At 73.2% G+C, this 12,857-nt stretch carries 7 protein-coding genes and 1 riboswitch; of the genes, 2 read left to right on the top strand and 5 right to left on the bottom strand.

The features are described 5' to 3' along the window. The first annotated feature begins 95 nt into the window (after positions 1-95). On the top strand, positions 96-914 hold the full coding sequence (locus OO60_RS31965; RefSeq protein ID WP_033262720.1) for a family 1 encapsulin nanocompartment shell protein: 819 nt from the start codon (positions 96-98) through the stop codon (positions 912-914). Positions 915-924: 10 nt separating this feature from the next. Here the strand turns inward: OO60_RS31965 and OO60_RS31960 are convergent, their stop codons facing one another. Continuing rightward, positions 925-1,974 carry an FUSC family protein gene (locus tag OO60_RS31960; RefSeq protein ID WP_051767824.1) on the bottom strand — a complete coding sequence of 350 codons (1,050 nt, stop codon included), beginning with the start codon at positions 1,972-1,974 and terminating at the stop codon, positions 925-927. Positions 1,975-2,284: 310 nt separating this feature from the next. Between OO60_RS31960 and OO60_RS48475 the strand changes: the two genes are divergently transcribed. Next, entirely contained in the window at positions 2,285-3,646 is a 1,362-nt protein-coding gene (locus tag OO60_RS48475; protein ID WP_033262719.1) for a beta-1,3-glucanase family protein, read from the top strand. Between the two features lie 70 nt (positions 3,647-3,716). On the opposite strand, the gene OO60_RS31950 is transcribed toward OO60_RS48475, so the two are convergent. From OO60_RS31950 to metE, 4 genes are all read right to left on the bottom strand, one after another. Beyond that, a complete protein-coding gene (locus tag OO60_RS31950) occupies positions 3,717-4,769 on the bottom strand; it encodes a S1 family peptidase (protein WP_003070424.1) in 1,053 nt (350 codons plus the stop codon). Between the two features lie 291 nt (positions 4,770-5,060). Continuing rightward, positions 5,061-6,854: a M4 family metallopeptidase gene (locus tag OO60_RS31945; RefSeq protein ID WP_244885610.1), complete on the bottom strand. Its 1,794-nt coding sequence runs from the start codon at positions 6,852-6,854 to the stop codon at positions 5,061-5,063. A gap of 220 nt (positions 6,855-7,074) precedes the next feature. Then, positions 7,075-9,882 (bottom strand): ATP-binding protein, encoded by a 2,808-nt coding sequence (locus tag OO60_RS31940; protein ID WP_033262717.1) that lies wholly within the window; start codon positions 9,880-9,882, stop codon positions 7,075-7,077. Between the two features lie 282 nt (positions 9,883-10,164). Further along, the gene (metE, locus tag OO60_RS31935; protein WP_004559198.1) at positions 10,165-12,480 is read right to left on the bottom strand and encodes a 5-methyltetrahydropteroyltriglutamate--homocysteine S-methyltransferase; all 2,316 of its coding nucleotides are present in this window, start codon (positions 12,478-12,480) and stop codon (positions 10,165-10,167) included. A 114-nt stretch (positions 12,481-12,594) separates the two neighbouring features. Further along, a riboswitch (cobalamin riboswitch) is annotated at positions 12,595-12,830 on the bottom strand. Positions 12,831-12,857 lie beyond the last annotated feature (27 nt).

Genomic DNA, 12,857 nt, shown 5'->3' with positions numbered 1-12,857 from the left:
AGCTCTCACCGCATCACAGTCCAACCGGCTTACCGAGCGGCCCATCCCATCTTCCCAGCCCCGTGAAGCCTGCAAAACAGACGGGAACATCTGACATGAACCACCTGATGCGCGACCTGGCCCCGATCACCGACGCGGGCTGGCAGGAGGTCGACGACGAGGCCAAGGAGCGGCTGCAGACCCACCTCGCGGCCCGCCGCCTGGTCGACGTGGCCGGCCCGCACGGCTGGCGGCACTCCGCCACCGACCTCGGACGCACCACCACCGTCGCCGCCGCGACCTTGGCCGACATCGGCGAAGGCGCGGTGGTCCGGCAACGCCGCGTCCTGCCGCTGACCGAGGTGCGGGTGCCGTTCACGGTGTCGCGCGCGGAGCTCGACGACGCCGAACGCGGCGCCGACGACCTCGAGTTCGACGACCTCGACCGCGCGGCCAAGCAGATCGCGATGATCGAGAACCGGGCCGTCTTCCACGGCTGGGCCGCGGTCGGCATCACCGGCATCACCGAGGCCTCGCCGTACGACACCGCGTCGCTCGGCGACGACCCCGACGCCTACCCCGGTGTCGTGGCCCGCGCGGTCGACACCCTGCGCCAGGCCGGGATCAAGGGACCCTACGGGCTCGCCATCGCCCCCGGCGGCTACACCCGCATCGTGGAAAGCACCGAGCACGGCGGCCACCTGCTGTTCGACCACCTCCGCCGCGTCCTCGGCGGCGGCAAAGTGGTCCGCGCGCCCGGCCTGGACGGGGCCCTGCTCGTCAGCCTCGGCAGCGGCGGCTTCTCCCTCGAGCTCGGCCAGGACCTGGCGGTCGGCTACAGCCACCACGACGCCGAGACCGTGACGCTCTACCTGGAGGAGAGCTTCAGCTTCCGGGTCGTCGAACCCGACGCCGCCGTCACGCTCGCCTCCTGACCGGCCCCCGTCACGTTCCGACTGCGGCCACCAGGTCGCGCGCGCAGGCTCGGACCGCGTACACCGCGGTGCCGCGGTAGCCGGGGCCGGCGTGCCGCGCCGGGTCGAGGAGGTCCCGGGCTCGCGTGGCGGCCGCGACCGCTCGATCCCGGCTGCCGCCGGTCGCCAGGACGTCGCAGGCGTGCGCGAGTTCGGCGATCGCCTCGCCCAGTGGCCGCGGCAGATCCTCTCCCGCGTCGACGGCGGCCCGGGTGACGCGGACCAGGGTGAGCACCGCGTTGGCCTGCAAGGTCAAGTGCCGGCTGCGGGCGATGGCGCGGTGCACGCTCGCGCGCGCCTTCCAGCGGCGCGGCGCGACGAGCACCGCCTGCCGGGCGGTTCCCCGGGCCTGGTCGAGTGCGGCCAGCCGCGCGTGGATCCGCTGGCCGGCCGCCAGTTCCCGGTCGACGTCGTCGCCGGCCGAGGGCGGGCCGCCGAGCCGGAGGCCGCACAGCGCGTCGCGCAGCTCGGCGAACAGGTCTTCGGTGGCTTCGCCGAGCAGCCGGTGCGGGTCGGCGGGCACCAGCAGGACCGCGATCACCACCACGACGCCGCCGCCGATCAGCGCGTCCACCAGCCGTTCGGTCCCGGATCCCGGCCGGTGCAGCGCGAGGATCAGGATCGCCGACGCCGCGGCCTGGTTGACGAACATCAGGCCCTGGCCGAACGGACCGCCGCCGAAGGCCAAGGCGCTGTACATCGCCAGGAGCGCGGCCAGCGCGAACGCCGGGGCGCTCGTGCCGGCCAGCGCTTCCGCGGCCGAGCCCAGCACGATGCCCAGCGCCACCCCGCTCATCAGCTGCAGCGCCCGCTGGCCCCGCAGGATGTCGCTGGCCGACAGCGAGACGGCTGCGGCGATCGGCGCGAAGAAGGGCTGCGGGTGGCCCAGCAGGTCGTGCGCGATGAACCAGGAGACGCCGACCGCGACCGCGGTCTGCGCGACAGACCACCGGGCCCGCCGGAGCCGCCCGGTGGCCGCCGCGCCCGTCGCTCGCAGCCGTTCCCGCCATCGCGTCGTCATCGACGCCGGTTACCCAGGCCGAGGCCGACGACCCGTGGCTCCACGTACCGAGGCGTCGCGGGGGCCGGGTGGCACCACGCGGTGCGGCACCTCGGGTGGGGTGCGACCGCACCTGCTCGAACCGGCCGGAGGTGGTGGCGACCAGGGTGAATCCGGTGGAGGGTTGACAGCCGGGCCGACTGGTATGAACCTTTTCACCGATCGTTCCCGCCGGCCCTCCTGGGCATCCGCCCGGCGTTCCGGGACGAGCCGGGCCGCGCCGTCGCCTCGCCGGCGGCCGGTCCGACCGTTTCCCCAGCCAGGAGGAACCATGGTCACCCACGCCCCGCCGCGGCGCCGTCGCCGCGGACCCGGCACCCGCTTGGCGGTGCTCGCCGCGGCCCTCGCGGCCGGCGCGCTCGGCCTCGCCGTCCCGTCGGCGAGCGCCGCCGGCACGCTCATCTCGCAGGGGAAAGCCGTCACCGCGTCGTCGGTGGAGAACGCCGGCACCCCCGCGTCCGCCGCGGTGGACGGCAACACCGCCACCCGGTGGTCGTCGCAGTTCAGCGATCCGCAGTGGCTCCGGGTCGACCTCGGCGGCGCGGCCACCGTCAGCCAGGTGGTGCTGCGCTGGGAAGCCGCCTACGCCACCGCCTACCAGATCCAGGTGTCCGACAACGCTTCCAGCTGGTCGACGGTGTACCAGACCACCTCGGGCACCGGCGGCACGCAGACGCTGAACGTGACCGGCTCCGGCCGGTACGTGCGGTTGTCCACGACCGCCCGGGCCACCCCGTACGGCGTGTCGCTGTGGGAGTTCCAGGTCTTCGGCACCGGCGGCGGAACGACGCCACCCGGCACCGGCACGCCGCCGGACTCGTTCTGGGGTGACACCGCCGGCATCCCGGCCGCGCGGAACGTGCTCACGGTCAAGGTGCTCAACCGGACCAACGGCAAGTACCCCGACAGCCAGGTGTACTGGAACTTCGGCGGCCAGACCCATTCGATCGCCGAGCAGCCCTACATCGACATGCCGGCCAACTCGGCCGGGCGGATGTACTTCTACCTCGGTACGCCGAACGGCCAGTACGCCGACTTCATCGAGTTCACCGTCGGCGCGGACGTGTTCAACGGCAACACCACCCGGGTGGACGCCTTCGCACTCAAGCTCGCCATGCGGCTGCACGCCCACGACGGCTACGACGTGCAGGTCGGCGACGACTACCCGACGTTCCAGGAGGACCGCTCGGCCACGTTCGCCAAGTTCCAGGCCGGGGTGCCGGCCGAGTTCCAGGGCCTGGCCACGGTGAACGCGCCCTACCGGATCCCGGCCCCCGGCAGCGCACCGGACTTCCGCACCGGCGGCAGGTACGCGAACTACTTCACCGCGTACGCCCAGTCGGCAGGGGTCAACGAGCCGACGTCGAACATCACCGGCTGCGCCGGGTCGCTGGCCGGCAACCCCGACCTGTGCGCGGCCCTGAACCGGCACACGGCCCACCTGCCGCAGTCCCAGTGGCAGGACCCGGCCCGCTACTACCAGGCGGCCCCGGCGAACTACTACGCGAAGTTCTGGCACGACCACGCCATCAACGGCCTCGCGTACGGTTTCCCGTACGACGACGTGGCTTCGCAGTCTTCGTTCGTCTCGCACGGAGACCCGCAGTGGCTGCTGGTGGCCGTCGGCTGGTGACCGGCACGACCACCTGAACAGCCGGGCGAGCCGGGCTTTCCGCCGGACGGACGGCGGAAAGCCCGGTCGGTCACGGAAGGCTGAGCCCGTACGCCTGCAGCACGGCCGGGACCGGCTGGAAGAACGTCTCGCCACCGGACGTGCAGTCGCCGCTGCCCCCGGAGGTCAGGCCGATCGCCGTGGCGCCGTCGAACAGGGCGCCGCCGCTGTCGCCCGGCTCGGCGCACACGTCGGTGTCGATCAGGCCGTAGACGGAGCCTTCCTCGTAGTTCACCGTCGCGTCGAGGCCGGTGACCGTGCCGGAGTAGACGCCGCTGGTGGAGCCGCTGCGCGTCACCGGCTCGCCGACCGAGGCGTCACCCGCGCCGGTGATCTCCTGGCCGGTGTTGACCGCGCTGGGGCCGTCGGCACCCGGGTCGTAGGCGGCGTACGAGTAGTCCGTGCCCGGGAAGTCGGCGCGCTGGGTGCTCGCGATGTGCTCGTAGTTCCCGGAGTCGGCCCACCAGTCGTTCGTCGCGACCCCGCAGTGCCCGGCGGTGATGAAGCCGGGGTTGCCGCTCGAGTCGTGCACGTTGAAGCCGAGGGAGCAGCGCAGGCCCTGACCCCAGATCGCGTCTCCGCCGGTGAGCAGCGGACGCAGCCGTGCGGTCCGCTCGAAGCGGGCCTTGGCGCCGAAGCCGCGCACCTCCGCGGTCAGCTTCGCGAGCGCGGCGCCGGCGACGGTGGGGTCGGCGGTCACGCGCACCTGGCCGGTGCGGGGGTCGATCCGCCACGCCGTGCCGGGAACGCGGTCGGACCGGTTCAGCCGGCCGGTCACGGCGGCCAGTTCGGACCGGCGGAAGGGCACCGGGCGCGGCTCGGCGCCGGCGGTGCGGACATCGGCGGCCGCCGCCGCGTCGGTGACCGTGACGACCAGGTGGCCGTGGTCGTAGTAGGCGCCCACGGTGCGGTCGCCGAGGCGGTTCGTGAGCTGTCCGCCGAGCGCGGTCGCGGCCCGGACGTTCATGGGCTGGGCGGCGAACGCCGCGGAGGGCGGCAGGAGGGCGGTCCCGGCGGCGAGCAACGCGGCGGCGCAGATCGTGCCGCCACGCCGGACCGGGGAAGCCGGATGTGCAGTGGACATGAGTCATCTCCATGCTCGTGGGATGGGGCGATGACACACCGGTGCGGGAAGCGCGCCTCGACAGCGTAAGACGGTGCGACATTTTCTTTCCACCCACGAAAGTCGTTTTCCCCGGCCGAGCCGAAACTCGCCGGACTCCGTTCCGGAAAAGAAATCGCCGATTTTCCGCATCGGCAAATGGCCGGTTCGCGGCGAACCGGCCGATGCGGGATTATCCGCCTTCTCCTCTGTGAGGACGCTGAGGATGGTGGTGCCGCGGGGTCCCCGGCCGCGGCACCACCGGACAGCCGGTCAGCAGGGACCGTCGTCACCCCAGACCGCCCAGGAGCCAGGGGCTCCCGGCTCCGCGCCCGTGGAGTACCACTTGGACGTCCACTTGTGACCGCTGTAGGAGACGACGTCGTTCGGCACGTAGGCCTTGGTGGCGCTCCAGGCCGCGACGCCGCCGCAGCCGGCGGGCGGCGTGGTCGGCGGGGTCGTGCCGCCCGTCGTCGTCGGCGGGGTGGTGGTCGGACCGCCGCTGCACGTCGCCTCACCCGACTGCGCCGGCACGCTCACCGCGTTCCACGCGTTCTTCACCGTGGTGAACACCGCGCAGCTGGGGTCGAGGGTCTTCGCCGCCTGCAGCGTCCACTTGCGGTAGGCCGGGTACGAGCTGGCCGAGGTCTTCATCTGCATCGCGTTGTACATGACCGTGATGGCCTTCTGGACGCCGACGCCGGTCACCGAAGAACCGTTGCAGGTGGGACTCTGCGGCTGCCCGTTGGCCGGATTGCTGCCCTCGGCCACCAGGTAGAACCAGTGGTTGCCGGGACCGGCGGCCGCGTGCACCTCGCCGCCGGGCACCGAGGAGCTGTAGCAGTCGGGGTCGTTGTTGACCCGGGACGGGTCGGCCATGTTGCGGATCGGCCCGTTGCCGACGAGGTCGACCTCCTCGCCGACGGTGAAGTCCGGGGTGTCGTACGGACTGGGCTCGTTGGCGAACCATTCGGTCGAGGCGCCGAAGGTGTCGGCGACGAACTCCTGCGTCCCGCCCTGGGACATGCTGCCCGGCGTGTGGTCGTCGATGCCGTGCCCCATCTCGTGGGCGACGACGTCGATCGACGGGATCCACTGGCCGGCCTGGTTGTGCCCGATCTGCACGGACGTGCCGTCGTAGTAGGCGTTGACGTCGTTGAGCCCCATCCGGATCGGCCACGCGCCGCCGTTGCCGTCGGGGCCGCTGCGGCCCAGCCACTGGGCCAGCATCCGGTTTTCCGTCTGCGTGGCGAACAACGCGTCCACGCAGCCGGTTTCCTTGTCGGCCGCGTTGCCGTTGCCCCAGCTGTCCGAGCCCTTCGTGAACACCTGGCCGGTGTTGTAGTCCGCGCAGCTGAGGTTCGAGATCTGCGGATCCTGCATGACGTAGCCGCTGCCGCCCCGGCTGGTGTCGATGTGCACCGGGTTCGGGCCGTTGTAGGCGGAGTTGCCGTCGCCGTGCGCGACGTGCTCGCGGGTGTCGAGGACGGCGCCGGTCAGCGCGTCGACGTAGACGGTGAGCCGGCTCGGTCCCCCGGCCCGGTCCGTGCCGTCGACGGTCGACTCCCAGGCCGCGCGCCCGTCCTTCCCGCCGAGCAGGTCGATCACCAGCCGGGACGGTTCGGCCTTCGTGACGGAGGCGAGCCGGCCGCGGGCGGCCGATTCGGCCTGTGCCTGGGTGACCGTGGCCGTCGTCGGCACGGCGCCGAGCGTCCGGTCCTGGGCCACGGACAGGTACTGGACGGCGCCGCGGGCGTCGGTGGCCACGACGAAGTCGCCGCCGACCACCGGCAGACCGGCGTACGTGCGGTCGTAGCTGACGTACTGGTTCCCGTTCGAGGAGCTCACGCCGCGCCGGACGAACGCGTCCTGCGGCCCGGCGTGCAGCGCGGCCGGGTGCGCGGCCACGAGCGCGTCGGCGGCGGAGGTGGCGTTGGCGACGGCGTCGGCGGCCGAGGGGGCGGCGCCGGGTTCGGCGGCGCCGGGTGACGCGACGACGACCCCGGCGACGACCAGGGCCGCCGACAGGGAGCCTCCCACGGTGAGGAGACGGCTGGGTGGTTTCACGACGTGCTCCTATCCCGGGCGGTGGATCGCACCGGCCGGAAATGTGAAAATGCGGACATCTCTCGCTCACGGTCGCGGCACACGATTCGGGGACGAATCAGTCGTGTGAGTGACAGCCGGAGAAGATGAACTCACTGTCGATGAGCACCGTCCCGGAAACAACTGCGGGAACAGCTCGTACCGCTACCTGATCCGGGTACTTTTCCCGGACGCCGTGGTCTTATTCCGGCGCTGTCGCCCGCGGCCGGACGACGTCCTGCCGCGACCGGGCCCCGACCTTGCGCAGGGTGCGCGCCACGTGGAACTCCGCGGTCCGGGTGGAAATCGAGAGCGCCTCGGCGATGTCACGGTTCGTGCGCCCCTGGTGGAGCAGGCCGAGCACCTGCTGTTCGCGCGGCGAAAGGTCACCGCCGTAGCCGCTGCGGCCGCGGCGGGAGGGGTTGACGACGCCGGACGACCGCAGCGTCTGGTGGCACCGCGCGGCATCGGCGGTGGCCCCGAGCCGTTCGTAGCGCGCGGCGGCCTCGGTGAGTGCGCCGGCGCCGGCGGCGAGTCGCAGCCGCGCCGCTTCCTCGAACGCGCGGGCCGCGGGATACGGCGCGGGGAGCGAGGCGTAGCGGTCCGCGGCCGCTTCGAACGTCGTGACCGCGGCGGGGTCTCCGGCGGCGGCGAGCCGGAACCCGTGGCAGAACACCGAAGCCGAGGCGGCCAGCGGCGCGTCCACTCCGGACAGTCCGGTGTCCAGTTCGGCCACCAGCCCGGTCACGTCGTCGCCGTGTGCGGTCCGGGCCGCGACCACCGCGGGCAGCAGGTCCCCCGCCCAGGCCCACGCCTGCTTGCCGCGCAGCACGGCCAGGCCGCGGTCCCCCTCGGCGATAGCGGCTTCGACCCGACGGCGGCGAAGCAGCATCCACACCTTCGCCGCGTGGACCGCCAGGACGACGGGGATGAGGGTCCGGTGGGGATCGGTGAGGTCCGGCCGGTCGAGGCCGTCGGCGGCGGAGACCCAGTCTCCGCCGGCCGCGTCGAGCACCCCCAGCAGGTACGACATTTCGCTGACCACGGGCCAGAAGGCCGGATAGCTCGCCTGGAGTCCGGTCGCCGCTTCGGCGAGCCCGGCCCAGGCGCCCGTGCGCCAGGCCAAGCACAACCCGGTTCCGCGCAGCGCGGCGGCGGTGAACGGCAGCTTGACCCCGGCGACGAGCCGCTCGGCCGCGTCGAGCCACCGGTGGGCCCGCCGGTAGTGCCCGGTCAGCAGGCCGGCGTAGGCCAGGTTCGCGTGCATGCGGGCCAGCTCCCGCCGTTCCTCGGGACGGTCGCCGGCCGTGCTCAGCCGCTCGGCGCGGTCCCCGGCTCCCGGCACCCCGGTCATCAGGTCGAGGGCGACGTCGTCGGCGAGCACGGCGAACCGCAGAGCGGGGTCGGCCGGCCGGCGCACCACGGCCGCCCACCGCCGGTGGTGGGCCAGCGGGGCGGCACCGAGCACCGGGTTCGCCAGCACCGCCGCGGCCCGGCAGGCCACCGGCGAGCCGGCCGTGACCTCGCCGATCGCCGCCGCCACCTGGGCCCGGCCGTCGTCCAGCGCCGGTTGGCGGAAGAGCAGCAGGCCGAGCGCCAGCCGCAGCTCACCCCGCACGTCCGAGGGGACGCGCCGGTCGTCGAGCAGGGCGCGCAGGACGCTCACGAGCGCGGCGTGGTCCACGCCGTGGGCGGCCACCTGGCCGAGCCGGCGGGCCAGCCGGGCGAGGTCGGCGGCCGCCAGGGCGGGATCGGCGACCAGGTCGCGCAGCACCGCCACCGCGCTCGGCACGTCGTTGGCCGCCAGCGCGTGTTCGGCCGCCGCTTCGCCGTAGCGCACCCATTCGGCGTGTTCGCCCGCGTGGCGGGCGTGGGCCGCCAGCTCCGCCAGGGGCGCCGGGCACCACTTCGCCAGCACGGCCATGGCCCGCCGGTGCAGGCGGGTGCGGTCCGGGCCGGCGACGCCGGCGTAGACCGCCTGCCGGTCCAGCGCGTGCCGGAAGCCGTACCGGCCCGCCGTGGTCTCCACCACGGCCCCGGCGGCCAAGGCGGCCACCAGAGCCGGGCCCGCGTCGGCGAGTTCCAGACCGGCGATCTCGGCGAGACCGGCTTCGGGCACCGACACGCCGGCGACGGCCGCGGCCCGCACGAGGGCGACCGCCGCGTGCGGCAGTCCCGCCAGGCGTTCCGCGACCGCCTCGCGGACCACGTCGGGCACGGCCAGGCCGTCCGGCCGGGCCGATCCGGTGCCCATGGCGCGCACGGTTTCCACGACCAGCAGCGGGATTCCGGCCGTCCGCTCGTGCAACCGGGCCGCGAAGTCGAGATCGACCGGCTCGCCGCCCAGGTACGTCGAGGCCAGGACGCGGGTCTGCGCAGGGGTCAGCGGCCGCAGCGCCACCCGGGTCACGGCGACGCCGGCCACGGGGCGCACGGCGACGCCGAGGGGCAGGCCCAGCGGGCAGTCGTGCCTGCGGTAGGTGCCCACCAGCGACAGCCGCGGCGGCGGGTCTTCGGCGAGGAAGCCCAGCAGTTCGCGCGAGCGCTCGTCGGCGTGGTGCAGGTCTTCGATCAGCAGCACGACCTTCCCGGCCGCGTCCAGCAGCCCGCGCACGGCCCGGAACGTCTGGTGCCGCCGCACCCCGGCCTCGGCCGGCGCGCCGGGGGCCGGCGGCAGGAACGAGTCGAGCTCGGGCACGAGCGGCCGGAGCGCACCGGTCACCGGGTTCAACGCCGCCGGCGCGGGGAGCAGCGGTCCCAGGGCGGCGAGTGCTTCGAGCACGGGACCGTAGGGGAATTGCTCCCGCCCCCGGCAGTGCCCGGTGAGCACCGGCCGGCCCCCGAGTTCGGCCGCCAGTTCGCGCAGGAGCCTGCTCTTCCCGATACCCGCTTCCCCTTCGACCAGGACCACGGCGGGCGGGTCGAGGACGGCGGCGACGATCCGATCCAGCTCCGCTTGCCGTCCGACCAGAACGGGCGAAGACGTTCGCGGCGAGAGGTAGGCATCCATGGCGTCCCTTTGCGTTTCCGGCGATTCCCGTGACCGGCGGCAAAATTCAGCGTATTGGTCTGAACCAACGATGCGGAACGGACTTTCGTCGATCCGGCACCCGATACCGCGTTCACACCGCGGCCGTGAATGGCTGCCGAATTCTCCCCGATGCGCGCGGTGTGACCGTATTGCCGGAAATCGAAGAAGTGAGTGCGCCGCTCCCCGGTCAGGTCGAGAGGCTGGTGCGCGGCGCCGGGACCGCGGCGGGCGGAATGACCGCCCGCCGCGGGGAAACGCTCGTCACGCCCGCGCCCTCAGCTGCCCGGTCGCCTCGACCAGATTCGCCAGCGTGGCCCGCACTTCGGGGTATCCGCGGGTCTTCAGGCCGCAGTCGGGGTTGACCCACAACCGCTCGACCGGGAACGCCTCGACCGCGGCACGCAGATGGCCGGCGATCTCCTCGACCGACGGCACCCGCGGCGAGTGGATGTCCCAGACCCCCGGCCCGGCCTCGTTCGGGTAGCCGGCGCGCGCGAGGTCGGCGACGATCGCCATGTTCGAGCGGGCCGCTTCCAGGCTGGTCACGTCGGCGTCCATGTCGATGATCGCCTGCAAGACGTCCCCGAACTCGGCGTAGCACATGTGCGTGTGGATCTGCGTGTCGTCGCGCACCCCGGCCGTCGAGAGCCGGAACGACGCGACAGCCCAGTCCAAGTACGCCGCCCGGTCGGCGGTGCGCAGCGGCAGCGTTTCGCGCAGCGCAGGCTCGTCGACCTGGATCACCGAAATCCCCGCCGCCTCCAGATCGACGACCTCGTCGCGCAACGCGAGCGCGACCTGCCGAGCCGTGTCGCCTTCCGGCTGGTCGTCACGGACGAACGACCAGGCGAGCATGGTGACCGGGCCGGTCAGCATGCCCTTGACCGGCTTCTCGGTCAGGCTCTGGGCATAGGTGGCCCACTCGACGGTCATCGGCTCGGGACGGGCGACGTCGCCGACGATCAGCGGCGGCCGGACGTAGCGGGTGCCGTAGGACTGGACCCAGCCGTGCTGCGTGGCCAGGAACCCGGTCAGCTGCTCGCCGAAGTACTGGACCATGTCGTTGCGCTCCGGCTCGCCGTGCACCAGCACGTCCAGCCCGAGTTCCTCCTGCTCGGCGATCACCGCGCGGACCTCGGCGCGCATCGCCTCGCGGTAGGCGTCCTGGTCGAGGTTCCCCGCCCGCAGTGCTGCCCGGGCCTTGCGCAGCTCAGCGGTCTGCGGGAACGAGCCGATCGTCGTGGTTGGCAGTTCGGGCAGGTGCAGCCGGTCCTGCTGGGCCAAGCGGCGCTTGCCGTACGGGCTCGCCCGATGCAGATCGGCCTCGGTGACCGCGGCGACCCGCTCCCGCACAGCCGGGACCCGCACGATCGGCGACGCCGCCCGGGAGGCCAGCCGGTCGGCGTTGGCCCGCAGGACGTCCTCGATCGCCGAGCGGTCCTCGGTCAGGCCACGGCGCAGCGTGACGATCTCGGCGAGCTTCTGCCGCGCGAACGACAGCCAGCCCGCGATCTCGGGGTCCAGATCGGTTTCCAGGGTGACGTCGTAGGGCACGTGCAGCAGCGAGCACGACGCCGCGACGTCGACCGAGCCGGCCAGCCCGAGCAGCGTACCCAGCGTGGACAGCGCCGCGGTGAGGTCCGCGGCCCAGATATTGCGGCCGTTGACGACTCCCGCGACCAGCCGCTTGTCCAGGATCCCGCCGGCCGCGGCCAACGCGTCGAGGTTGGCCGCGGCGTTGTTCGTGAAGTCCAGCGCCAGGCCCTCGACGGGCGAGGACGCGAGTACCGGCAGGGCGTCGCCGAGCCGGTCGAAGTAGGACGCGAGCAGGATCTTCGGCCGCTTCGGCTCGGCGGCCAGGGTGGCGTAGGTCTCGGCGACCTTCGCCAGCACGTCGGCCGGCTGGTCGGTCACGAGCGCGGGCTCGTCGAGCTGGACCCACTCGGCGCCGGCCTCGCGCAGCTGCCGCAGCAGGTCGGCGTAGAGCGGGACGACCTGGTCGAGCAGGTCGAGCGGCCGGAAGCCGTCGGTGCCGGTCGGGTCCTTGGCCAGCAACAGGAAGGTCACCGGGCCGACGAGCACCGGACGGGTCGTCACGCCCTGCTCGCGGGCCTCGGCGAACTCGGCCAATGGCTTGGCCGCGTTCAGGGTGAACGCCGTGTCCGGCCCGAGTTCGGGCACGAGGTAGTGGTAGTTGGTGTCGAACCACTTCGTCATCTCCAGCGGCGGCGCGTCGGCGGTGCCGCGGGCCATGGCGAAGTAGCGGTCCAGCTCGCCGGCCGGGGTCGAGGCGTCCGGGACGGCGGTGACGTGGCGCTCGGGCACCGCGCCGAGCAGCACGGACGTGTCCAGCACGTGGTCGTAGCACGAGAAGTGGTTGCTCGGGATCTCGTCGATACCGGCGTCGCGCAGTTCGGCCAGGTTCCGCAGCCGCAGCTCGCGGGCGGTGGCGAGCAGGGCGTCGGCGTCGATGCGGCCCTTCCAGTAGGCCTCGACGGCCTTCTTGAGCTCCCGGTCGGCGCCTTGGCGCGGGTAGCCGTGCACGGTGGCGCGGCTGGTCGGGGTGGTACTGGTCACGGGGGCTCTCCTTCGCGAGTCCGCGTGGACCTGCGGGAGCGCACGGCAAACCGCGACCGGAACGGTCGTGATCCGGCGTGACCTGCCCGCGAGGTCGCAGCCAGCACCCCACGGTCGTGGGGTGCGCAGCCGGCAGGTCTTCGGACTCGCGGGCGTTCCGGCGCGTACGCCGGGTTCCTACTGGCCGTCGCTTCCCAAGCCGGGTGGCTCAGTGCTCGTCCCTCGACGGGACTGACGGCGGTCGTTCCTGCTCACCGCTGCGGGGCAGTCCCGGATTCCCACCGGGTTCCCTCTTGCCTCGGTCACCGCCACGTGCTCGCGGAGACCGAACCAGCTGCCCCGCCACCATAGCGAGCCCCGCTCGGATCTTCCCAGTG

The sequence above is a fragment of the Amycolatopsis vancoresmycina genome (assembly GCF_000716785.1).
Taxonomy (GTDB): Bacteria; Actinomycetota; Actinomycetes; order Mycobacteriales; family Pseudonocardiaceae; genus Amycolatopsis; species Amycolatopsis vancoresmycina.
The sequence above is the reverse complement of the archived record's forward strand: the minus strand, read 5'-3'. Positions and strand labels throughout refer to the sequence as shown.

Coding starts and splice junctions, on each gene's coding strand:
- OO60_RS31965 (WP_033262720.1), top strand. CDS start 96: ATGAACCACCTGATGCGCGACCTGGCCCCGATCACCGACGCGGGCTGG.
- OO60_RS31960 (WP_051767824.1), bottom strand. CDS start 1,974: ATGACGACGCGATGGCGGGAACGGCTGCGAGCGACGGGCGCGGCGGCC.
- OO60_RS48475 (WP_033262719.1), top strand. CDS start 2,285: ATGGTCACCCACGCCCCGCCGCGGCGCCGTCGCCGCGGACCCGGCACC.
- OO60_RS31950 (WP_003070424.1), bottom strand. CDS start 4,769: ATGTCCACTGCACATCCGGCTTCCCCGGTCCGGCGTGGCGGCACGATC.
- OO60_RS31940 (WP_033262717.1), bottom strand. CDS start 9,882: ATGGATGCCTACCTCTCGCCGCGAACGTCTTCGCCCGTTCTGGTCGGA.